General features: G+C 61.5%; 22 protein-coding genes. 16 read left to right on the top strand and 6 right to left on the bottom strand.

What is annotated here, in order from left to right; translation table 11 throughout:
• Positions 1–82 precede the first annotated feature (82 nt).
• Together VKV28_15480 and VKV28_15475 are read right to left on the bottom strand one after the other, a co-directional pair.
• The gene (locus tag VKV28_15480; protein HLH78205.1) at positions 83–1,006 is read right to left on the bottom strand and encodes a glycosyltransferase; all 924 of its coding nucleotides are present in this window, start codon (positions 1,004–1,006) and stop codon (positions 83–85) included.
• Complete coding sequence (locus tag VKV28_15475; protein HLH78204.1) at positions 1,003–2,160, bottom strand: hypothetical protein; 1,158 nt, start codon at positions 2,158–2,160, stop codon at positions 1,003–1,005. The genes VKV28_15480 and VKV28_15475 overlap by 4 nt, the downstream gene beginning before the upstream one ends.
• A gap of 134 nt (positions 2,161–2,294) precedes the next feature.
• Between VKV28_15475 and VKV28_15470 the strand changes: the two genes are divergently transcribed.
• Entirely contained in the window at positions 2,295–3,545 is a 1,251-nt protein-coding gene (locus VKV28_15470; GenBank protein HLH78203.1) for an anion transporter, read from the top strand.
• Here the strand turns inward: VKV28_15470 and thiI are convergent.
• A complete protein-coding gene (thiI, locus tag VKV28_15465) occupies positions 3,510–4,751 on the bottom strand; it encodes a tRNA uracil 4-sulfurtransferase ThiI (GenBank protein HLH78202.1) in 1,242 nt (413 codons plus the stop codon). The two genes, VKV28_15470 and thiI, sit on opposite strands and share 36 nt — an antisense overlap.
• Before the next feature lie 186 nt (positions 4,752–4,937).
• On the opposite strand from thiI, the gene VKV28_15460 reads away from it, so the two are divergent.
• The 8 genes from VKV28_15460 to VKV28_15425 all read left to right on the top strand — a co-directional run bounded on the left by VKV28_15460 (position 4,938) and on the right by VKV28_15425 (position 11,314).
• A complete protein-coding gene (locus tag VKV28_15460; GenBank protein ID HLH78201.1) occupies positions 4,938–5,525 on the top strand; it encodes a CoA pyrophosphatase in 588 nt (195 codons plus the stop codon).
• A gap of 175 nt (positions 5,526–5,700) precedes the next feature.
• Complete coding sequence (gene ffh, locus VKV28_15455) at positions 5,701–7,041, top strand: signal recognition particle protein (protein ID HLH78200.1); 1,341 nt, start codon at positions 5,701–5,703, stop codon at positions 7,039–7,041.
• Positions 7,042–7,066: 25 nt separating this feature from the next.
• A complete protein-coding gene (gene rpsP, locus VKV28_15450) occupies positions 7,067–7,318 on the top strand; it encodes a 30S ribosomal protein S16 (protein ID HLH78199.1) in 252 nt (83 codons plus the stop codon).
• Between the two features lie 27 nt (positions 7,319–7,345).
• On the top strand, positions 7,346–7,582 hold the full coding sequence (locus tag VKV28_15445; protein ID HLH78198.1) for a KH domain-containing protein: 237 nt from the start codon (positions 7,346–7,348) through the stop codon (positions 7,580–7,582).
• Between the two features lie 106 nt (positions 7,583–7,688).
• The gene (gene rimM / locus VKV28_15440) at positions 7,689–8,171 is read left to right on the top strand and encodes a ribosome maturation factor RimM (GenBank protein HLH78197.1); all 483 of its coding nucleotides are present in this window, start codon (positions 7,689–7,691) and stop codon (positions 8,169–8,171) included.
• A 77-nt stretch (positions 8,172–8,248) separates the two neighbouring features.
• Positions 8,249–8,938 carry a tRNA (guanosine(37)-N1)-methyltransferase TrmD gene (gene trmD, locus VKV28_15435; protein ID HLH78196.1) on the top strand — a complete coding sequence of 230 codons (690 nt, stop codon included), beginning with the start codon at positions 8,249–8,251 and terminating at the stop codon, positions 8,936–8,938.
• On the top strand, positions 8,931–9,485 hold the full coding sequence (locus VKV28_15430) for an RNA methyltransferase (GenBank protein ID HLH78195.1): 555 nt from the start codon (positions 8,931–8,933) through the stop codon (positions 9,483–9,485). The genes trmD and VKV28_15430 overlap by 8 nt, the downstream gene beginning before the upstream one ends.
• A gap of 395 nt (positions 9,486–9,880) precedes the next feature.
• Positions 9,881–11,314, top strand: coding sequence for a hypothetical protein (locus VKV28_15425; GenBank protein ID HLH78194.1), 1,434 nt, complete (start codon positions 9,881–9,883; stop codon positions 11,312–11,314).
• A 10-nt stretch (positions 11,315–11,324) separates the two neighbouring features.
• Here the strand turns inward: VKV28_15425 and VKV28_15420 are convergent, their stop codons facing one another.
• The 3 genes from VKV28_15420 to VKV28_15410 form a co-directional block, all read right to left on the bottom strand.
• The gene (locus tag VKV28_15420; protein ID HLH78193.1) at positions 11,325–12,197 is read right to left on the bottom strand and encodes a hypothetical protein; all 873 of its coding nucleotides are present in this window, start codon (positions 12,195–12,197) and stop codon (positions 11,325–11,327) included.
• Positions 12,198–12,324: 127 nt separating this feature from the next.
• Positions 12,325–13,491: a glycosyltransferase family 4 protein gene (locus tag VKV28_15415; GenBank protein ID HLH78192.1), complete on the bottom strand. Its 1,167-nt coding sequence runs from the start codon at positions 13,489–13,491 to the stop codon at positions 12,325–12,327.
• 91 nt (positions 13,492–13,582) lie between these two features.
• Positions 13,583–15,256, bottom strand: a complete 1,674-nt coding sequence (locus VKV28_15410) for a capsule assembly Wzi family protein (protein ID HLH78191.1) — start codon at positions 15,254–15,256, stop codon at positions 13,583–13,585.
• Between the two features lie 578 nt (positions 15,257–15,834).
• On the opposite strand from VKV28_15410, the gene VKV28_15405 reads away from it, so the two are divergent.
• The 7 genes from VKV28_15405 (at position 15,835) to VKV28_15375 (ending at position 21,646) form a co-directional block, all read left to right on the top strand.
• Positions 15,835–16,305, top strand: a complete 471-nt coding sequence (locus tag VKV28_15405; protein ID HLH78190.1) for a hypothetical protein — start codon at positions 15,835–15,837, stop codon at positions 16,303–16,305.
• 22 nt (positions 16,306–16,327) lie between these two features.
• Positions 16,328–17,350 (top strand): hypothetical protein, encoded by a 1,023-nt coding sequence (locus VKV28_15400; GenBank protein HLH78189.1) that lies wholly within the window; start codon positions 16,328–16,330, stop codon positions 17,348–17,350.
• A 3-nt stretch (positions 17,351–17,353) separates the two neighbouring features.
• Complete coding sequence (locus VKV28_15395; GenBank protein HLH78188.1) at positions 17,354–18,316, top strand: NAD-dependent epimerase/dehydratase family protein; 963 nt, start codon at positions 17,354–17,356, stop codon at positions 18,314–18,316.
• Positions 18,313–19,629: an HAD-IIIA family hydrolase gene (locus tag VKV28_15390; protein ID HLH78187.1), complete on the top strand. Its 1,317-nt coding sequence runs from the start codon at positions 18,313–18,315 to the stop codon at positions 19,627–19,629. Before VKV28_15395 ends, VKV28_15390 begins: the two co-directional genes overlap by 4 nt.
• A 164-nt stretch (positions 19,630–19,793) precedes the next feature.
• Positions 19,794–20,432 (top strand): sugar transferase, encoded by a 639-nt coding sequence (locus tag VKV28_15385; protein HLH78186.1) that lies wholly within the window; start codon positions 19,794–19,796, stop codon positions 20,430–20,432.
• A gap of 7 nt (positions 20,433–20,439) precedes the next feature.
• Positions 20,440–21,009, top strand: coding sequence for an NAD-dependent epimerase/dehydratase family protein (locus VKV28_15380; protein ID HLH78185.1), 570 nt, complete (start codon positions 20,440–20,442; stop codon positions 21,007–21,009).
• Positions 20,969–21,646, top strand: coding sequence for a response regulator transcription factor (locus VKV28_15375; protein HLH78184.1), 678 nt, complete (start codon positions 20,969–20,971; stop codon positions 21,644–21,646). Before VKV28_15380 ends, VKV28_15375 begins: the two co-directional genes overlap by 41 nt.
• Positions 21,647–21,797 lie beyond the last annotated feature (151 nt).

Raw genomic sequence — 21,797 nt, 5'->3', positions numbered from 1 at the left:
TTAAGCACGGCACGGCAGGTAGGAGCTTCAAGATGTAATCGCGCCCCAGCTACAGAAGTTGCAATGATTTACCGTATCGAGCTCAAGCCGGCGGTTGCCGGCTTAGCGCCTGCTTGAGCATTAGCCAGCGGCCGTACCAGTAGCCCAAATAGTTGAAACACTCCATTTGATGGCTAAGGGCGGCCGATGGCCGGCCGCGCAAGCTTGCTGCGACCATCCGAGTTAGGTTGCGTGCGAGCTTGTCCAGCCGGTTGTGAGTCGGGCCTCCCTGGATCGCGCTGCCCAAGCCATAGCTGAAGCTCTTTTTGCGCAGGTATGAGGGCGCCAGCCGCTCGGGCCCAATCATGTGATAGGCCACGGCTTGCGTTACTAGGTCCACTTTGCCTCCGGCCCGGATAATGCGGGCGAAAAGCTCGCTGTCCTCGCAGCCGACCGGATGACCGCCGAACACCCCCAAGTCTTCGCGGAAATAACCAAAGCGCGTGAAGCAATCCCGCCGCATCGCCAGATTGGCGCTGTAGAGCAGGGGCAGCGGAGCAGGCCGCGGTCTATTTGGGTCGCTCAGTGCAGGCTCATGGATGGCTAGCTTGCCATATAGTTCAGGGCCCAGCCAGGAGGGCGGGGGGACTTCCCAGCGGGGTAGCACCAAGCCACAGGCCACATCCAGTTCGCACTCGTTCAGCGCCGTCACCATGGCCCGCAGCCATCCGCGCTCGACCAGCACATCGTCGTCAATATAGAGGACAACCGCGCCTTGGGCTTCGCGTGCGGCGCGGTTGCGGGCAAAGCTGGAGCCCTGGCGGGGCTCGTAGATCCGCCGGGTTGCAAAGGGCGCGCGACGCGCGAAGTCCTCGACCACGGCCGCGGTTGCGTCGGTGGAGTGGTTGTCGATCACCAGACATTCGATGGTATCCGCGGCCGCACGGTCCAACTCGCCAAGGCTGGCCAATGCGCGAGCCAGCGACGATGCCCGGTTATGGGTCGGAATCGCCAGCGTAATGGTCATCGCAGGTGATGGCGCGCGCGGCGGTGGTGACGATGATGATGGAGGCGATGTGTTAGCTGGGGGCTAGGATGATCGACCGCCAGCGGGTTAGCGGAAGGGGGTGGGACGTTTGGAGCCCGCTCCTGATACGCAGCCAGTTTGGGCGGCGGGCCGTCATCGGCGGAGAAAATCAAATCCACTGGCGTTACCACCACGCGCGCTCCCGCTTGGATATCCGCGGGTGCGTGCAAGGCCAAGCCGAAAGCAAGCCGACCTGCCGGACGCAAGGGTGACGATACAGGATTGAAGTCCACAAATCCCAACGGCACCGCCAACGGCGTGTGGTCTTCATAATAAATTGCCGTGGGTGCTCCTGCCACGGCGTTATAAAAGGTGACCCGCAGCTTGAGCTGGTCGATCGAGCGCTGACCCTGGTTGATGATCACGCCGAAGATGCCGGCCTGACCAGCGCTCGTGGGTTGGCGTGTGACTTGGGTGACTTTCAGCCTTCCCAGATAACGTTGCGCCTGCCCCCGCTGAGTGCGGGCCTTTTCCACTAAACTCGATTCCCGTTGATAGCGCAGGGCCAAACCCTGGCTGCCGCTGAAGGGTGCTTCGGTCAGCAGGGCCAGGATCTGATGGTATAACGCGGCGGCGCGCGCGAAGTCGTAGTTGTGATAGGCCAAAACCGCTTGCTGGCGCAATTGCGCCGCGCGCGCCTGGATCGGGAAGCCTCCCACCAGATGCCATCGATGATGTTCTTTTACCATCACCATGAAATCGGTGTAGGACAGCAACGGATAGCGCTGGTTGTTCAGTTGCTCTTCAATCAAACCCGTCGTCGGGGGTCCGTCATTGGCTAGCATGCGCTGCCAGAGAACGAGATTAGGGGTGGTAATCGCTACTGGAACGACCACCATCCCGCGCACCATTCGACTGGGCTCGCTGCGATACTGGGTGACCCGTTCAAGCGGCCCGAACCAACGCGCGGGAACGTCAGGGGCCAGAGGTGGCGCGGAGGAAAATGCGTGCTCAGTGAGCTTGTCTCGCTCTGGCTCGCTAACCATCGCGTAGCAGCGTGCGGTGGCGCCGGTTTTCAGCGCCAGCAAATACTGCTGAGCGGCTTGGCGCGGCCCGCTTCGGGCGCAGCTTGCAAGGGTTAGAATCCCGACCATTGCGCTAGCTTTGCCTCTAAGCCACCTGCCGCCCGCCGTCATCTTGAACGCAACCCTTCCTCTGCTGTTCCGCCCCTGGCATCGCTGTTTGGCCTCGTAACTGTTCCAACTGGGGCCTGTGACGCTTATCCTGGGTGACTTCGAGCTGGGGAATCAAGTCGATCGCGATGAGCACTACCGGCGCCTTGCCCTTGACAATTTTCGTCCTGACCTACCTGGCCTTGGCGCTGGGCAGGTTACCCTATGTGCGCCTGGATCGCACGGGCGCCGCGATGGTGGGGGCGATCGCGATGGTTTTGACTGGAACTCTGTCGGAGGGTGCGGCCCGCCAGGCCGTCGATTTTCATACCTTGGGGCTGCTGTTGGGGATGATGATCCTGGTGGCCGATTTACGCCAGTCGGGCGTTTTTGCCTATATCGCCGACACGGTATTTCGGCGTGCGCGCACCGGTTACGGCTTGCTAGCCATGATTATCGCCGTTTCGGGTGTGCTAGCGGCGTTTTTCGTCAACGACGTGGTCTGCTTGATTTTGGCGCCGGTGCTCAATGGTATCGCCGCCGATACCGGGATTGACGCCGTGCCCCTGTTGGTGGGGCTGGCGACCGCCACCAACATTGGATCGGCGGCCACCATCACCGGGAACCCGCAAAACATGATCGTAGCCGGGTTTGCCAAGCTCAGGTATGTCAGCTTTCTCAGCCATGTCGGTCCCACGGCGGTGGTTGGTCTGATCCTCGATTTCTTCGTGATGGCCGTAGTTTACCGCTCCCGCTTGAGGCAGAAGTGCAAGCCGCGCGCGAATGATCGGCCGCGGGTGGCAAGCCGATTACTGGCGCTCAAATCCAGTTTGATAGCGCTGGGCGCGCTGGTGGGGTTTGCCCTCGGCTATCGCACCGACCTGGTCGCTTTGAGCGCAGCCTCGATCGTGTTGCTGATTGGCCACAGCCCACTGGGGCGGATTTACGATCAGGTCGATTATACGCTGCTCTTGATGTTCGCCGGGCTGTTCATCGTCGTCGGAGGGGCTGAGACCACCAATTTTCACCAGCACCTGTTGCATTTGGTCGGTGCCCGACGGTTAAATGACCCCGCCGTGTTGACCGCAACCACAGCGGTGCTGAGCAATTTAGTCAGCAATGTGCCAGCGGTGATGCTCTTTCGACCGCTCTATTCCTTGCCAGGGGCCTCGCCTCGGACCGGGATGTTGTTGGCGGCAGCCAGCACCTATGCCGGCAACCTGACCCTGTTGGGCTCGGTCGCCAACCTGATCGTGGTGGAGAATGCCCGCGCCCACAACGTTCATCTGAGCTTTAGCGAACACCTCAAAGTGGGCCTGCCGATTACGCTGCTAACCCTGGTCTTGGCCACCGTGATGGTCCGCTGAAGACGACGGTACCAGGGCCGCCGGTGACTGCGAACTAGCGCGACGCGGGTAAGCCTCCAGCTTCACCGGATCGCAGGAAGCGACTACCTCGGCTACCATCCGTGCCACATCTAGGGCGCTTTCGGCCGCCTCGACTTCGGCCAAGCGGGCGTGGGTCTCGGGATGGCGGGGAATGAAGAGGGTGCAGCAATCCTGGTCGGGTAAAATTGAGGTTTCGAAAGTTCCCAGGTGGCGGGCCTGCTCGACGATTTCGTTTTTGTCCATCCCCACCAATGGGCGCATTACGGGAAGCGTGGCCGCGGCCTCGATCGTCTGTAGATTGGGAAGGGTTTGAGAAGCGACTTGGCCCAGGCTCTCGCCGGTGACCAGGGTTTGTGCTCCCTGGCGCGCAGCCAAGGCGCAGGCGACCCGCAGCATAAAGCGCCGGTAGAGGATTACGCGCAGGGGGCGGTGGGTCCGGGCGATAATCTCGCGCTGCAGCAGTCCAAAAGGGGCCAGATAAAGCGTGGTCTCGCCCTGAAAGCCGGCCAGATGCTGGGCCAACTCTCGTGCCTTGTCCTGGCTTGCCCGGGACAACATCGGGTAGCTATGGAAATGCACGTAGTCCAACGCCAAGCCGCGGCGCATCATGCGCCAGGCGGCGACCGGAGAATCGATCCCGCCGGAAAGCAGGGCCAAACCCCGTCCGCTGATTCCCACCGGCAGGCCTCCCGCCCCCGCCTGTTTGCCTGCTGCTATTAAGGCGCGGTCGGCAAAAATCTCCACCGTCACGGTGGTCTCGGGGGCGCTCAAATCGACCTTCCATCCCGTGGCTGCGGCAATCGCACCGCCGACCTCGCGATCGACCTGCATCGAGTTCAGTGGGAAGCGCTTGTCTTCGCGCCGGGTGCGCACCGCGAAGCTGCGGCCCGGATGGGCGAGGGCACAGGCCAGAGCTTGGCGCTTGATTGCCTCCAACTCCGGCAAGACGCGGTAGCTGAGCGAATAATTTTGCAGCCCGAACAGCCGGCGCGCGCGTTCGTGGAGCAGATGGTCGGGCAATTGTTCGGGCAGTTCCACCATCAGGCGGGGGCCGGTGCTATGAATCGGTCCCAGCGCCCAATCGCTCATCAGCACGCGCAGGTTGCGTTTGAGCTGCTCGACAAAACGCCAGCGGTTGCGCCCTTTGAGCGCAATTTCGTGATATCGCCCGATCAAGTACCGCATTCTAGCCTCGAACAATAGCTGGTCAGAGATCTTCTCGCGACCGCTCGCGTCTGTACAAGCGGTACCGCGCGCGATAGGACAACGGGCTAGGAGCCGCGCTCTCCCAGACTCAGCCTTTGTGGCAGCCTGCGAAACACTGGCCAAGCTGGCGAAGGGTCGAAGCTGGGGTGGGAACGCGGTTAAGCCGTGGTTACCGGATACGAAAGTCAACTCGAAGGCCTGCGCCGGCGTTTGCTGGACGCCGAATCGATCGACGCACTAGAGCCGCAAGCGTGTGTGCGGGCGGCCGTGATGGTGCCGCTTTTAGTGGCCGCGGGCGAGCTCGAACTGCTCTTCATCCGACGTTCCGAGCAGCTTTCCAGCCATCGAGGCCAGGTCGCGTTTCCCGGCGGCCGGCTCGAGGCCTGCGACAAAAACCTGCTGGCGACGGCGCTGCGCGAAGCGGAAGAAGAAGTTGCCCTCAGCCCGCGCGCGGTGACCGTGCTGGGTCGTCTTAGCACCGTGCGTACGAATACCACCGGTTTTCTGGTCACCCCGTTTGTCGGTTTGATCCAATCCGCGACCCAGTTGCGGGCCGATGAGCGCGAAGTGGCCGAGATTTTCACCGTTCCGCTATCCAGCCTAGCCGATCCTGCCCTGCGCGGGGAGCATAATTGGGAAAGCCAGGGGGCGCGGCGGGCATTTCCAGCCATCCTCTACCAAAGCAAAGTCATTTGGGGCTTGACCCTGCGGATTACCGAGGAATTGCTCGACTTGCTGTCGCACGCGCCGTAATCGGGCCGACGGCTAGCAAAGCGGTCGTGAAATGCCCCCGATCACCGCCAAGTAAGCTCTCTGGGGTGCGATTGCGCACAGTCGGCAGAAATTGACAGGACAGATAGCACTGGTCTAGGCTGTATTTTTCCTAACGAGGGTATCAGGCCGGTCAGCCGACTTTTATTTATAGATAATGTTTGAGACCTTAAGCGATCGGCTCGAAGGCGTCTTCAAAAAGCTGCGCGGGCAGGGGCGAATCACCGAGCGCAACATCGAAGAGGCGGTACGCGAGGTGCGCTTGGCTTTACTCGAAGCCGACGTCAACCTCAAGGTCGTCCGCCAGTTTATCGAACACGTCACCCGCAAGGCCTTGGGGCAGGAGGTGCTGCGCTCGCTCAGCCCTGAGCAGCACCTGATCAGATTCGTTGCCAACGAATTGCGCGAGGTAATGGGCGGCAGCGCGCGCGAGCTCGACCTGAAGGTCAAGCCTCCGGTCAAAATAATGCTGGTGGGGCTGCAGGGTTCGGGCAAGACCACTTCGCTAGCCAAACTGGCGCGGTGGTTGAAGGTCGAGCGCAAGCGTCGTCCGCTGTTGGCCTCGGTGGACGTTTATCGGCCGGCCGCGATGGAGCAGTTGCGGGTGCTGGGACGGCAAATCGAGGTTCCCGTCGTCGAGAGTCACGAGGGGCAGGAGCCAATCGAAATCGCCACCAACGCTCTCAATCGTGCGGACGTTGGCGGGTTTGATGTGCTCCTGCTGGATACCGCCGGCCGACTTCAAATTGATAACGAAATGATGGACGAAGTGGCGCGGTTGCAAACCGTGCTGCGCCCCCATCATACCTTGTTGGTCGCCGACGCGATGACCGGGCAGGAAGCCGCCAGTGTGGCCCAGGGTTTCCACGAGCGGCTTAAATTGTCTGGGGTGATCCTGACCAAGCTTGACTCTGACGCGCGCGGGGGCGCCGCGCTGTCGGTGCGGGCGGTTACCGGGGCACCGATCCTGTTTGCGGCGATGGGAGAGCGGCTGGAAGCCTTCGAAATATTCCATCCAGATCGCCTCGCCTCGCGTATTCTTGGAATGGGCGACGTCCTGACTCTGATCGAAAAGGCGCAACAGACCTATGATCAGAAGCAGGCCAAGGAGCTGGAACGCAAGTTCAAGAAGAATGAATTCACCCTGGAAGACTTTGCCCAGCAGATGCTGGCGATCCAAAAGATGGGTTCATTGGGGGATCTGCTTGGGATGATTCCTGGTTTCAAGAAGATTGCCGGTCAGGTAGATTCCGAGCAGGCGCAGCAGGAAATGGCCCGGATCAAAGCGATTATCGATTCCATGACCAAGCAGGAGCGTCGCAACCATCTGCTGCTCAACGGCTCCCGCCGGGCCCGTATCGCGGCTGGCAGCGGGACCTCGGTGGCCGAGATCAATCGCTTCATGAAGCAGTTTGAACAGACCCGCAAAATGATGAAAAAAGTTGCTCGGGGCGGGGTCGGGCACAGCGTCCCACGCGGCTTTGGGCTAGGAGGTTAGCTATGCATAGGAGTATTAATAAGCGATGGCGTTAGTGATCCGCTTGCGCCGCCAGGGCGCGCGCAAACAGGCGTTTTTCCGTATTGTCGTGGCCGAGTCCAACGCGCCGCGTGACGGCCGCTGCGTGGACCAGATTGGCACCTACGATCCCGGCGTCAACCCGCCCAAGGTCAACGTCAAGGCCGACCGCCTGGAACGTTGGCTCAAGGCCGGGGCGCTGCCGAGCGCGACCGTGGCCAACCTGCTACACGCCCCCAAAGCAGCCCCCACGGCCTAAGTCAGTCTTTGGTCTGGAGCCGACCTCATGAAGGATCTAGTCCTATTCTTGGCAAAGCACTTGGTTAACAACCCCGACGCGGTCGAGGTCAAAGAGACGCAGGGGGATACGGCCTCGGTCTTGGAATTGCGAGTTGCCAAGGAAGACCTCGGACGGATTATCGGCAAGCAAGGCCGCACCGCCAAATCTATTCGGACTATTCTGAACGCGGTAGCCTCGCGCACCAACCGCAAGGTTGTGCTCGAAATCATTGAAGAAAAATAGCCCGGGCCAGCCTCGCGCCAAGTCCTGGGGGAGGGGGAGCCAAGTTCGCGCGTCTTCTTCGTCGCCCAGTACCGGGGCTCCTACGGAGCTCGTGGGATGGGGGCGGGTGGTTGGTAGTCATGGGCTGCGCGGAGCGCTGCGAGTCCGGCTTGACAATCCCGACAGCGACCTCAGTCATCTGCAACGCTGTTTTGTCCGCGAGCAAGGCGCGATGCCGCGTGCGATGCGCGTGCTTGAGGTTTCGCCGGCCGGGGCCGGAGCTTTGCGGATGGTGCTGGAAGGAGTCGAGACTATAGAAGCGGCCCAGGCGATGCGCGGCCAAGTGCTGTATATCGCCAAAGATGACTTGCCACCTCTCAGTGAAGGCGAATTCTACTACTTCGCGATAATGGGCTTTGAGGTGCTGACCGTCGCCGGCGAACCGCTCGGTCGGATAGCCGAGGTCTTTTCCAACGGTGCCCATGAAGTTTGGGTGGTGCGGGGCGAGCGTGGCGAAATCCTGATTCCGGTGGTCGACGAAGTAGTCGTTGCGCTGCAGCCCGACCACCAGCGCGCCATCATCCAGCCGCTCGCCGGTCTCCTGGACTGATTATCGCCTGTTTGCAGGAGATTTGTCCGATTGAGCCGCAGGCCGCCAAGTCTTAAGCTTGCAGCCAGAGTCGCTCCATGGAATTCCATATCGTCACCTTGTTTCCCGCGATGCTCCAGGGCTGGCTGGAAGCGGGCGTGGTCGGGCGCGCGCTGCGCGGGCAACCGGCTGGGGTCGTGCTGCATAACCTGCGCGACTACGGCCTGGGCAACTATCGCCAAGTCGACGATCAGCCTTATGGCGGGGGAAGCGGGATGGTGCTGCGACCCGAGCCGGTAGCGGCCGCTATTGACCATGCGCTTTCGGCCCGTCCCGGCCTGCACCGGATTCTTCTAACTCCTCAAGGCGCCCGCTTCGATCAGGAGCGGGCGCGCCGATACGCCGGTAGGGAACCCGGGTTGTTGCTGATCGCTGGACGTTATGAGGGAATCGACGAGCGCGTACGCGAGTTGGTTGATGAAGAGTTGTCCATCGGTGACTACATTCTAAACGGTGGTGAGCTGGCGGCGATGGTGGTGGTCGAGGCGGTGTGCCGCCTGCTGCCTGGAGTCCTGGGCAATGCCCACTCGCTGGCCGAAGAATCTTTCGGCCAGGGGCTGTTGGAGTATCCCCAATATACTCGCCCCGAGGTCTTTCGCGGCCTGAGCGTGCCCGAGGTACTGCTCAGTGGCGACCACGCTCGGATACGCCGCTGGCGTCAGGAACAGGCCGAACGGCGCACGCGTGACCGCCGGCCCGATCTGCTTAACAAAATCGCGCGTGGCTGATCTCTTTCTCACCCTGCTTCACTACCCGGTGCTCGATCGCAACGGCCGGATAGTGACGTCCGCGATTACCAGTTTGGATTTGCACGATCTGGCGCGTTCTGCCCGCACTTACGATGTACGCGCGCTATACGTTGTCCATCCGGTGGCGGAATTGCGCGAATTTGCCCTACGCCTGCGCGACCATTGGCTTACCGGCCCAGGCCGCCGCCATGACGACCTGCGCGCTCAAGCGCTGGCCCTGATGCGGGTGGTGGCCTCGCTGGAGGAGGCGCTCGCCGACAGCGCCGCGATGGCGGGTATCGTCCCTCTGCTGGTGCATACCTCGGCTCGCACCGCCGGCGGAGTTAGTTACGGCGCGTTGCGCGCGGAACTAGAGCAAGGTTCCACTCCTATGATGCTTTTGCTTGGCACCGGTTTTGGAATGGCGCCGCTAGTCGCGGCCCGCGCCGATCGCCTTCTGGCGCCCATCCTGGGACCGGGCGACTACAACCATCTCTCGGTGCGCGCTGCCGGTTCCATCATCCTGGATCGTTTGCGCGGCCGCTGAGCTGCCCTATCAAAAAATTCGTGCTTGAGTCTTATCCACCGTCACGCCGCGCCGGATAGCGCGGCAGCCGCCTGCAACTGCCGATTCCTGACAGCAGTGGCAGGTGGCTCGGCCTAAGCTTACGAGCAGCTCAAGGTATGCGGAGGCTAGCGGGCGCGATGGCAGCTTGCCAAAAGTGGCTTGCGAGGGTCGTCACGGCCATCGCCGGTGTTGTACTGGTCTTTGCGCTGACGCCTACTAAAGGTGAAATCGCAAGCCCATCGGCATATTCTATCGCCCCCACCTATTACCTGGATCCGGCGGGCAACGACGCCAATCCAGGCACCAGCCCGAAGTTGCCCTGGCGCAGCCTGGCGCGTCTTAACGCTGTTCGTTTGGAGCCGGGGAGTAGGATTTTGTTCAAGCGCGGTGGCCTGTGGCGCGAGCGGTTAACCGTGCAAAATGGCGCCGACGGAGCCCCGCTTCTATACGCCGCGTATGGAAGTGGACCCAAACCGATTATTTCCGGGGCCGACCTGATTTCAGGATGGCGGCGAACCACGGGCGCGCTGTACGAGGCTGTGATCGGCCGCGCCCCCGGCGTGATTTACAACGTTTATGTAGATGGCGGCGCGGGCCCGGCGGCGGCCAACAGCTTTGGTTCCGATCCGCGCTGGGGCCTGATGAGCGCAGCCTGTCTGCCGCAGGAACGCTGCACAGCGCGTGTCGGCGCCGGAATCAATTCCACCTATCTGGGACCGATGCGCCGGGGCTCATGGCTGTATCGGGCACCGCGACTGTATGTCTGGCTGGGTGATAATGGTAATCCCATCCACCATCGGATCGAGGCTGCAACACGCTACAGCGCGGTCGGCGGCACCGACCAGGCCGGCGACGGTCCAATCGACGTAACCATCGAGGATCTTACCCTGGAGCGCGCCGGTAGTGGGCTTTACTTCTACAGCATGCCGCCGCGGATGCATGACGTGGTGCTGCGCCGGTTGACCGTCACCCAGACCGGCACGGGCCAGGTGGACGGCGGTGGTTACCTGAACGGAATCGACGTGCGGGGCGCGCTCGGCGCCATTCGTTATGAACATAACGTCATCAGCTATACCGGCAATCACGGCAACGGAATTAACAATCAAATCGCGGATGACTCGGTGGCGCTTGCCAACGACGTCTCTCACTTCAATCACAGCGGCATCGATTGCAAAAGCTCCAGCAACTGGCATGTGATCGGCAACCGGGTCCACGATGCTGTGCTGGCGCCGCACCGTTCCGGTCTGGGCGCCAGCGTGACCAACCGCCGCGGCTTCAACGCGATTTATGTCGAGGCCCAGCCCGACAACGGACGTCGGGGTGACGGTATCGCCGGCAGCTATCCGGCGGGCGGACTGGAAATTCGCGATAACCTGATCTGGAACGTCGGCCTAGGTGGAATCGCCGGCACTGGCGTGGGGATTCAACTCGATCGCTATGTGGCCCGCGGTAACCGCGTTGAAAATAATTCGATCTATCAGGTTCAGATTGGAATAGGTCTATATAGCGGCGGGGGTCAGGTCTTCAACAACGCGATCGACCGCGTCGCCGATTGCGCAATCGAGATCACGCCTGGCACCGCTTATAGCGAGGACTATAACGTGCTCGGGTTGACCTTGGATGGAAGCGCAGCCGCGATTCGCAACTCCCAAGGCCAAATCGTGGCGGCGGCTGCGCATGATCGCAGGGGCGCGCCAGGATGGGTCAGACCTCCGTTTAACTTTGCGCTACGCTCGAACTCGATTTGCCTGGCGGCTGGAGCACCCTCGGCCGGCGGGCGCCCGAATATCGGCGCACCGGAACGTTGAGGTCGTGGATTCAATGTTGGGGCAAGGCCAGCACTTCGGAGCGAAGCGTTTGGCGGTTGATGCGGCCTAGATAGACCGGCAAGCCGGTATCGGCGGAAGCCACGAAAGTATCGCCATAGCATCGGCACCAGGCCGAAAAGGCGTCGTTGACCCGAGCGAAGGTCTGCGGCCCGAAGCGCGCTTGGCCCAAATCGACGGCCGGTAGGGTCAACCGCAAGGTCTTGCCCTTGATTGCCGCTTCAGAGCTGCCCAGGCTGTACTCGCCTGGGCCCTTGGTTTCCAGCCAATGCAAGAAGGCCTGCCGGCTCATCTGGTGCAGGGTGGGATGCTCGGCTACCAGCAGGTTGAGGCCGGAGCTGCGCGTTTGACGGCGTGCGCCTGTCCCTTCAGTGAGTGCAACCATTCTCCAAATTTGCCGATTCCACTTAATTGCGGTCGGGTCTCTGGGGCCCTCTAGCTGCTGATAGTGCAGCAGCGCGACTACCGCCCCCTCTAGGTCGTGCCGGCCCAGCGCGCGGTGGATTTGGACGCTGCTCTTAGCCCGGATTGCAGCGTCGATTCGAGCCAAGCGCACCTGACTGTCACTTCCAGGTTGATTGGCGGCTATGGCGCAATCGCGATGCTGGCGAGACAAGGAATAAGTGGGTTCACCGAGGGCAAACTCCGCTTGGCAGAGGCCATCCTGGGCGATGCGACGCTCGCGATCGTTCAAGCGTCCGGGCTGACTGAGTACTGCGCTGAGGTCGTGCTGCGCATCCTGGTACTGGCCGGCAGCCAGTTTGCGTTGAGCCGAAGCCAACATCGCATTGGTGCAGGCGGTTAGACTGCACAACACAAGACTCGCCATCAGGCGACCTGACCATGCCCGGAGCGTGTTGCTCATTTTGATTCTCACGGTTCGCCTTGGCCGGCGTGCTGCTAGCAATAAGCGAGCCTGTGAGAAACGCCGGGCCGACTAGCTATTGGCAGATGGGCGCGCCGGGTAGTAGGTAGAATTTATATGGCACGAGTTACCCGCTGGGAGCCGCCCAGGCGGTGAGCAGCCCTTCCAAATCGGCCTTAAAATCGAAATGTGCGACGCGCTGCGCGCCGCGCTGACCCATGATGCGTCTGAGCATGCAATCGCCGCATAACTGATGTAGCCGCGCGCTCAAAATATCGATATCGCCTAGGGGCACGACGAAGCCATTGTAGGAATCTTCTACCAAGTCGGGAGCACACCCTACCTGATCGCTGACGATCACCGGTTTGGCGGCGTTGAGGACCTCGTTGATTACCAAGCCCCAAGGTTCCGCCGCGGCGGGCAGGACGAAAACATCGCACAGGTCATAAAAATCCGGGAGTTCGCTTTGATTGCGAAAGCCCATAAAGCGAATCGAATCCCAACGCATGGCGGCGACGCGGGCGCGCAGGCGCTCGCCCTCCTCTCCCTCGCCTATCAGCAGCAAATAGGGATGGGGTTCGGACTTGCCGTCGGGTGACAGGCGGCAAAAGGCCTCGATCAGGTCTGCGGCGCGCTTGCGAGTTTGGAACTTGGCGGCAAATAGTACCACCGGCCGGCCGGGTGTCAATTTCAACTGCGCGCGCAACCGTTCGCGACCCAAGCGAGCTTGAGCGCAGCGCCGGATGAAGAAGTCGTTATCGACCGCATAGGGAGTCGAGAACAGCCGTTCTTGGGGTACCCCGAAGGAACGATAGTAATTGCGATTGAGCGTGCCGACCGTGAGGAAGCCGTCGAACAGGCGCAAAAAGGCAGGAGCGAGAAACTGCTTGAGGCGTGCGCGGGGGTTGCGTATGGAACCGCTGGCGGGGATCGAATCGCCCCGCAGCCACAGCCTGATGCCCAGGCTGCGGGCGGCCACGATCGCGGCGAGCAGGCCTTGATGCGCATAACCGTGGATCCAAACGGCGTCGAACCGGCCTGCGCGCAGGCGGCGGCGAAGACCATGAACCAACGGGCGGCAGAAGGACAGCCGGTTCGTCTTTCCCAACCCGGGTAAGAACTGATGGTGATAGCCCCCCAACAGGGGCACGTCCCATTTGACCTCGCGTTGAAACCCACTGTCATGATAGCTGCGCAAGGAGACGTCGCTCAGAAAAAACACGCTTAGAGCGATTTGGCCCGAGGCCGTCAGATAACGAAACAGCGGTACTTGGTACTGAATCGGATGAGTCACGACGCAGGCTACGCGTGGGATGGAGGGTGTGCCTGCACGCGGAGCCACGGGTCGAGCGGGTGCAAAGCGGGGCGAAACATAACTCATCGCTTCAGCCCCAATGCAGCGAGGTGAGAGGGTCACTAAAGGAAAAGGTTACCGACAGCATCGTGCGCACCCCGGTCATGCTGGTAAAGTCCAGATTTTGGACGCACTCGAAGCTGGCTTGGATCTGGATTCCACCCAGGAAGGCGGCACTGCCCAAAAACGGCTTGGGGAGCCGCCACAGCGCTACGGCCAAACCGCCGCTTTGCTCGCGATGCCATCCCACCAGGGTATTGCCGGCCCGGTTGGTATAGAAGATGTCGCCTTGGAGCCGATTGCGATTATCCACCCAGCGCTGAAAGGCGAGATCGACTCGCGAGGCGTCGGGTCCTAGTGGATAGCCCATCAAGCGGTTGTCGTAAGCCCAATAAAGCGAATCGCTGTGGTTGGAATAGTTGGATTCGGTAATCGTATATTCCAAGCGCAGCGTGGTACGGCCGTCGGCGCTCAGGCGCGGCAGATAGAGCCCACCTTGGTAGGAGACCGAAAGAAAGGGCAGGAAGCGGCCGATGCCAGGAACTTCCTTGGTCAGGTTGTCTTCGCCCAAGGTCTCCTGGTAAATTTGCAGCCCGCGCCAATGGGGGAAATAGGCCCTGACGAACAGGCCGCCGCGCGAGTTGGTATTGCCCACGCTGGCGCTGCCGGTATCAAGGGCGGTGGCACGCCCCAAAAAACCCGCCCAATTGTAGCCGTCGTTGTGGCGACCGCCGAACATGATGGCGTGGTCGACACCAAATTCCAACGTCGGTAACGGTTTGAAAACCAAGGCCTGGCCGTCCAGCCAGGGATGGGCGAAATAGCGGTCGCCGTCGAGTTGCCCAAAGAATGCGTCAAGCCGCATCGGGCCCAAGTAGCGCAAAAAGCCGGGGAGATAGCTGGGATGGATGTTGCGCAAACGTAGGGCCGGAAAGGGGGCCGCGTTGGCCCCCTGCGAGAGCGCACCAAAATAGCCGGTGCCCCAGACCATTTCTTCCTTGCCAAAGCTCAGCGCCAGATTACCCCAGCTCACGACTGCCGCGCCGGTTATCAGGTCAAGGCGCGAATTCTGGCCGGCGCGGGTGAACGGGCCGGCGACCGCGCCTTCGCCATATACCGTAAAAAAACTGCCCAGCCCCTCCCACATCGCCAGCCGTCCGACTTCGTTACTGCCCGGCTCGGTGGATAAATCGTCGTCATTGGGTAGCAGGGGGGTGGCTTCCACCGCATGCAGCGGCCCCACTCCGTTGTTGTTAAAGGTGCGCCGCTGGCCGCTGGAAAAGACGTAGCTCGCTTCAACCCGTTCCAAGGGATAAAAGACGTTGCGCAAATTGTCCTCGCGGTCGTCTTTTATCCATTCCACCTCACGGGGCAATTGCGAGACTAGATCGTTGACCAGCGAATGAGCTAGCCCCGCGGGGTCGGCTATGCGTTGCAGGTTGTCCTGAGCTTCAACTACGAGGCGCGCCGCTTCAATTCGGCTGATCGGGCGGATTTCGTTGATGTAAGTATCCAGAACACCCAAATTATTCAGCGTATCCAACTCGACATAAATCGCATCGTCAAGTGGAATCTCAGTGACATAGGTAGAGGCCAAGCCACGGCCGTGAAATATCGCCACGCCCAGCCCGATCATCGCGGCCAAGCCTAATCGAATGGTAGCCGATTTGCCTGACGCTTCTTCGCGCCAGCCTGTTCGATGCACCCCGAGCCTCCCTATGTGTGCCAGGCCGAGCCCAGCTTGACCAACCCGCTAACTAATGGCTACTGGCCTGTAACCTGAATTGGGCATCCTGTGCCGTGACGAATTCACCGTGGTGGCAATGACGGCTTTATGGCACTCCTGCCATTCTGCCTGCTTTCCGGCCGGATCTTTCGCCGGAAAATGCGAAAATGGTGTCAAACAGTTAAAGGCACCTGCTATGCGCCTTAACCACGCCCGGCCGAATAGCGTAAGCGAAAATTATGGCGGCTCTTGTTCAAATCAAATTTGTCAAATCTGACAAAGTTGTGAATTGACAACATTTGATGAGGCGCTAAAGAACGGGTGCTCAAAAATCAGTCGTAAGGTGGCGGAAGCGGCGGCAAGCGGCAATATCCTGAAGGGCTATCAGCAGGTGCTGATGGAATGGCGGACGCGTGTCAGAAGCCGTATCTGAGTTTGTCGGCGGGCGATGCCAGCTCGCGAGCATGGCCGCGCAAATTGCCGACGGAGCTTTGGTTTTGGTCGGTGGGCAGGCGCGTTCGGGTAAAAGTACATTCGTTCGAGCTTTGCGACAAGCTTTGGAAAGACAGGGCCGGGCAGCGGTGATCGTGGCCTTGGATGGCTGGATTATACCGGTGAGCTTGCGCGCGGCGCGGGCGGGTTTTTGGGGTCGCCACGATCGCGCGGCCATCGCGCGCGCGCTGGCCACAATGCGCCGAAATCCGGGGATCTACGACCTTCCAGTTTACGCCCGTCAAACGCGCGCTACCAGCCCGATTCGCATGCGGATCGAAGTTGACGCAGCCAGCGTGATTATTGCCGAAGGCGTCAGCGCGCTGGCCGATCCGACGTGGACAACCGATGCAGATATGCGGATTTTCGTGCGTTGCCCTGAGGTGATTCGCCGGCAACGGTTGATCGGCGACTATCGGGCGCGCGGTTTTTCCGCGGCCGCGGTGGCGGCATTGCTGAAGAGCCGGATGAGCGATGAATTCGGGCTGGTCGAGAGCGGAGTGGCGATCGCCGATTGGATTGTGACTATTTCCTAATTTCTGGCGGTTTTGGGTAGCGATGGTCATCAGCAAGACGCCTTGTCGGATCAGCTTGGCCGGCGGTGGCAGCGATATGGCTGCCTTCTATGAGCAGGAGCAAGGTGCAGTCGTTACCGCGACAATCGATAAATATATATACGTACTGGTCAACGCCAAGTTCGATCGACGCATTCGCATCGGCTATTCGCGCACGGAAGAGGTCGAGAGGATCGATCAGATCGAGCATCCGATTGCACGCGAATCGCTGAGACTGTTTGGTCAACCACACGGAATCGAAATCGTGTCGGTAGCCGACATTCCGTCGCGCGGCAGCGGGCTGGGCTCCTCCAGCGCCTACACCGTGGGGCTGCTCAACAGCCTGTTCGCCTTCAGCGCCCAACGGGCTGGCCCGGCGCAACTGGCCGGCTTGGCGGCCAAAGTTGAGATTGAACTGTGTGCTCAGCCGATCGGGCTGCAGGACCAGTATGCAGTGGCCTACGGCGGCCTGAACTTCATGGCTTTTGAGCGCCAAGGCAAGGTGACCGTCAGCCCGATCGTGTGCGCCGCGCGCGTCTTGGATCGACTGGAGGAACGGTTGGGGCTGTATTACACGGGCATTACCCGCACGGCTGGCAGCATCCTGGGGAGCCAGGGAAGAGCGATGCGTCAAGGTCGGCGCGCTTTCGCAATCATGGGCCGAATGGTGGAGCTCAGCCACCGGATGCGGCTGGAGCTGGAGGCGGGCAATGTGGAAAGCGTGGGCGAGATGTTGCACGAAGGCTGGATGCTCAAGCGCAGCCTGACGGCGGGGATCACCAACCCGGAGATCGACGAGTACTACGCGCGAGCTCGCGCTGCCGGTGCCGTGGGAGGGAAATTACTGGGGGCCGGGGGCGGTGGGTTTCTGCTCTTCTTCGCCTCTGCGGCGGCGCATGCGAGGATTGGCGCGGCCCTGAAGCTGCGCCGGGTGCCCTTTGCCTTCGAGGGTGAAGGCAGCAAGATTGTCTTTTATCAACCGCAAGCGGTGGAGATAGAGGGGGCTGCTCGCCGTGCGGCCTTTTGAGCGATGGCGGTGCTGGTGACCGGAGCCGCGGGTTTTATCGGCAGCCACCTGGTGGATGCGCTGCTGACCCGCGAGGATATGGTGATTGGAGCCGACAACCTAAGCCGGGGTAAAATCGGCCATCTGGCGGGGGCGCTGGCAAGCGGGCGGTTCGTGCTGATTCGGCTTGATCTAGCCGACGAGGCTCAGGTGCGCGAGCGCTTGGAGCCGGTGGTGGCTCGCCACCAGGTCGGCGCGATCTGGCATTTGGCGGCCAACTCGGATATCGCAGCAGGGCAGGCCGAGGCTTCAATCGATCTACGCGATACTTTTCTCAGCACCTGCCGGATGGTCGCCCTGGCGCGGCGACGAGGGATTGCGCAATTTGGCTTTACCTCGACCTCGGCGGTTTACGGCGAATGGTTCGGCGCCCTGCGCGAGGAGGGTCCAGCGTCTAAACCAATCTCCAATTATGGCGCCATGAAGTTGGCCAGCGAAGCGGCGCTTAACGCGGCTCTTACCGAAGGTCTGTCACGCGCGGTTGTCTTTCGCCTGCCCAACGTGGTCGGAGCGCGCGCCACCCATGGTGTGATCGTGGACCTGCTGACTCGCCTGAAGACCAATCGGCGCCGGCTTCCGGTGCTGGGCGATGGTCGCCAGCGCAAGCCCTATCTGCACGTGCGCGAATTGATCGATGCGATGTTGTATATTTGGGAGCGCGCCGCGGGCCGATCGGTATGCTTCAATATCGGACCAGCCGACGAGGGAGCGACGGTGGCGGAGATAGCGGCGCAGGTCATGCGCGCGGCTGGCGTACAGGCGACGATTGAGTACACCGGTGGGACGCGTGGCTGGAGCGGCGAAGTGGCGCGCTTTCATTACTGTATCGACAAGCTTACGGCATTGGGTTGGCGCCCTCGGCAAAGCTCCAGCGCCGCCATCGCGCAAGCCTGCGCAGAGGTGGCCGAGGAGGTAGGTCCGTGGTGACCGCGGTAATTATGGCAGGTGGACGCGGCGCACGACTGGCCGCGCGCAGCCAGGGCTTGCCCAAGGTTTTGGTCCCCATTTTGGGTAAGCCGCTGCTGGAATATCAGATGGAGTTGCTCGCCGCTGCTGGAATCAAGAATGTGGCGGTTTTGACCGGCTTCAAGGCCGAGGCGGTGGCGCGCTTTTGCGCCGGCGGCGCGCGCTGGGGGCTGCGCGTGTGTTGTCTGCCCGATCGCGAGGCTGCCGGCCCTGCCGCCGCTTTGTTGGCCGCGCTGCCAAGCCTGGGGCCGCGCCTGCTGGTGCTTAATGGCGACACCATGGTGAACCTCGACTTGGAACGCTTTCAGGCCGCCCATCAAGCCAGCGGCGCGGCCGTAAGCCTGTTTCTTCATCCCAACGATCACCCCTTCGATTCCGACTTGGTCGAGCTTGATCGCCACGGTCGAGTCCTCGCGTTCCATCCCAAGCCGCATCAGTCGGCGCCGCCGTGCAACCTGGTCAATGCTGGGGTGTATCTGATCGAGAGCGAAGCGCTGCGCCGGGTTTTCCCCGCGCCGCCCCGCGATTTTATCCCCGATTTGTTCGCCGAGCTGCTGCGCGCCGGAGTTCCGCTGTATGGCTACCGCAGCCCCGAATACGTCAAGGACGCGGGTACCCCGGAGCGCCTGGATCAGGTGGCCACTGACCTGGCCACCGGATTGATCGCGCGAGCCTCGCTCAACCAGCGCGCGCCGGCGATTTTTTTGGATCGCGACGGTACGTTGGTGGAAAACGTTCCCTATCTGAGCAGTCCCGACAATTTGCGCCTGCTGCACGGCGTGCCGCAGGCGCTTAGGCTCTTGAGAGCCGCCGGCTACCGACTGGTTCTGGTCACCAATCAATCGGTGATCGCGCGCGGCGGCTGCACGGAAGACGAACTGGTCCGCATCCATAACGCGATGGAGATCATGCTGGGCGCCGCCGGTGCGTTTTTGGACGCCATCTACTACTGCCCGCACCATCCCGATTTTGGCTTCGCGGGCGAAGTGCGCGAGCTCAAGCGAAGCTGTGAGTGCCGCAAACCTGAGATTGGTTTAGTTCGCCGCGCGGTGGCCGATCTGAATATCGATTTGAGTACCAGTTGGTTTGTTGGCGATTCCCCGGTTGACATGCTATGCGCCGCACGGGCGGGGGTTCGCGCGATTCAGGTCGGCTCGGACAAGACGCGGGTGGAGCGTTACAGCGCCCAGCCCGACGGTTATTTGCCCGACCTGCTGAGCGCAGCCCACTTCATCGTGGCCCAAGCCGCCGCTGCTTCCGCCCTACCCTTCTGAACCGGCGCAAGTGGCCGGCTATCTACTATCTCGGCTCTAACCTCGTAACTCGGCAACTGAAAGAAAGAGTCAAAACCAAGCTACAGGCGGCGCCGCCGCCCAGACGCTCACGCTCGCTTGCGGCCGAAAGCGGACGCGGGATCAAGCGTCAGGCGACCGTCCCGATGGTCGTGCAATACCGGGGCAAGCGCGGCCTGGATGTCGTGGGGGCGCTGATTCTACTGCTCCTGAGTGCGCCGCTATTCGTGCTGGCGGCGATAGTGTTGAAGCTGCTCCATTGGGAGGTACCGCTGGTGGTCGGGGTGGAGGTTCTGGGCCAGGATCGGCGTGTTTTTCGGATGTTCAAGTTTTCCACCATGGTGCGCGATGCCCACCAGCAACTGGCCCACGTGCTGGGCGCCGACCCGGCCGCGCGCCAGGAATGGGAGCGCGATCGCAAGCTGCGCCACGATCCGCGCATCCTGCCGTTGATCGGCAATTTCCTGCGCCGCACCAGCATCAACGAACTGCCTCAATTGATCAACGTGCTGAAAGGCGAGATGTCGCTGGTCGGGCCCCGCCCCATCACCGTGCAGGAAGAAGAACTATATGTGCGCTACTCGGGTCCGCTCCGGCTGGCTCGCCGCCACGCCGTGCGGCCGGGAATCACCGGCCTGTGGCAGGTCGCCGGGCGTGCCAACCTTGGCTACGCGGCCCGGATTGGATTGGATGCCAGTTATCTGGCCAAGCCCGGCTTGGGGCGCGATCTGGCAATATTGCTGCGCACCGCGCCGGCGGTAATCAAATGCAACGGCGCCTACTGAGCTGGCGATGACGACCAATAGCGGCGGCTTGAGGGTGGTGGTCACCGGCGGCGCCGGCTTTATCGGCAGCCATCTGGTGGAGCGGTTGCTGCGTGAGGGCCATCGAGTGCGAGTACTGGATAATCCGGCCACGGGGCGCGAGGCAAATCTGGCCCATTTGCGCCACCACGCCGGCTTAGAGTGGGAGAGGGTGGATATCAACGAGGAGGCGCGTTTGAGTGGGCTGCTGGCGGACGCGCAGTGGGTTTTTCACCTCGCCGGTTTGGCCGACATCGTGCCCTCGATTGCCGATCCCAGGGCGTATCATTGGGTCAATGTGAACGGCACGGTGGCGATGCTGGAGGCGGCGCGCGCCGCCGGTGCAAGCCGCTTCATCTATGCCGCGTCATCGTCCTGTTACGGCCTGCCGTGTCAACTCCCCACGCCCGAGACCGCCCCGGCCCAGCGACACCATTCGCTGACGTCAAGGGCACGGACTCGCCCGGGGCGGCGCGTGCGGCCCAAACCTCCGCAGATCGCGTTTTCCCGAGGCGCGTATGTTCAGCGTCAAGCCCGTCGCCGCGGATTCAGCGAGTAAATGCAGAGTTGTGATTATCGACGACCACGAGATGGTCGTGGCCGGCCTGTCGGCCCTCCTAGCCATGTCCGGTATCAAAGTCATCGGCTGTGCGGACAGCGCCGAAGACGGGCTGAAGGTCGTAACGGCCCTACTGCCGGACGTGGCTATAATTGACGTTCAGCTCCCGGGCGCCAGTGGCATCAATGCCGCCCATAGCATTACGCGCAGCTGCCCGAACGTGAAGACGGTGATGCTCAGCGGGTACGATGACAGGGAGTACGTTCTAGAGAGCCTCCTGGGCGCACGGGCGTCCGCTTATGTGCTAAAAAGCGACGGACCGGCGACCCTGGTAGAGGCTGTAAAAGCCGCGATCGCCGAAAAGCGGTACATTAGCCCGTCCGTGGCGGGCTGCGTCCTCGAACGTCTGCGCCCGGCGTACAGCAAGGTTAGCAAGGGCGCGCGACTATCCAGACGCGAGCGCGAGGTAATAATGATGATCGCAAAGGGCGCGACAGCGAAACAAATCGCCGCGGGCCTCGCTATCAGCGCCAAGACGGCGCAAGCGCACAGATCGAATGTGGCCGCCAAGCTGGGGCTTCGCTCCACGGCCTCTATCGTTCACTACGCGATAAGGGCCGGGCTTGTCCCGCTGTGACCGCGCCAACCGGCGGCTACTTTTATATTGACGTCGCTAGGAGGGCCATCATACCAAGCCCGGTGGCGGTATTGGCAATAATCTGCGTGACGCTGGTCCAGTATTTAACTTTATCAAAATAGATCAGCTGCTCCGGTACGTAGACCGTATC

This window comes from Candidatus Binataceae bacterium, assembly GCA_035294265.1.
Taxonomy (GTDB): Bacteria; Desulfobacterota; Binatia; order Binatales; family Binataceae; genus DATGLK01.
Note: the sequence above shows the minus strand (reverse complement) of the source record. Positions and strands in the feature narration are given on the sequence as shown.

Coding starts and splice junctions, on each gene's coding strand:
- rpsP (HLH78199.1), top strand. CDS start 7,067: ATGGCGTTAGTGATCCGCTTGCGCCGCCAGGGCGCGCGCAAACAGGCG.
- VKV28_15385 (HLH78186.1), top strand. CDS start 19,794: ATGGTCGTGCAATACCGGGGCAAGCGCGGCCTGGATGTCGTGGGGGCG.
- trmD (HLH78196.1), top strand. CDS start 8,249: ATGGAATTCCATATCGTCACCTTGTTTCCCGCGATGCTCCAGGGCTGG.
- VKV28_15480 (HLH78205.1), bottom strand. CDS start 1,006: ATGACCATTACGCTGGCGATTCCGACCCATAACCGGGCATCGTCGCTG.
- VKV28_15445 (HLH78198.1), top strand. CDS start 7,346: ATGAAGGATCTAGTCCTATTCTTGGCAAAGCACTTGGTTAACAACCCC.
- VKV28_15375 (HLH78184.1), top strand. CDS start 20,969: ATGTTCAGCGTCAAGCCCGTCGCCGCGGATTCAGCGAGTAAATGCAGA.
- VKV28_15420 (HLH78193.1), bottom strand. CDS start 12,197: ATGAGCAACACGCTCCGGGCATGGTCAGGTCGCCTGATGGCGAGTCTT.
- VKV28_15380 (HLH78185.1), top strand. CDS start 20,440: ATGACGACCAATAGCGGCGGCTTGAGGGTGGTGGTCACCGGCGGCGCC.
- VKV28_15475 (HLH78204.1), bottom strand. CDS start 2,160: ATGGTCGGGATTCTAACCCTTGCAAGCTGCGCCCGAAGCGGGCCGCGC.
- VKV28_15400 (HLH78189.1), top strand. CDS start 16,328: ATGGTCATCAGCAAGACGCCTTGTCGGATCAGCTTGGCCGGCGGTGGC.
- ffh (HLH78200.1), top strand. CDS start 5,701: ATGTTTGAGACCTTAAGCGATCGGCTCGAAGGCGTCTTCAAAAAGCTG.
- thiI (HLH78202.1), bottom strand. CDS start 4,751: ATGCGGTACTTGATCGGGCGATATCACGAAATTGCGCTCAAAGGGCGC.
- VKV28_15395 (HLH78188.1), top strand. CDS start 17,354: ATGGCGGTGCTGGTGACCGGAGCCGCGGGTTTTATCGGCAGCCACCTG.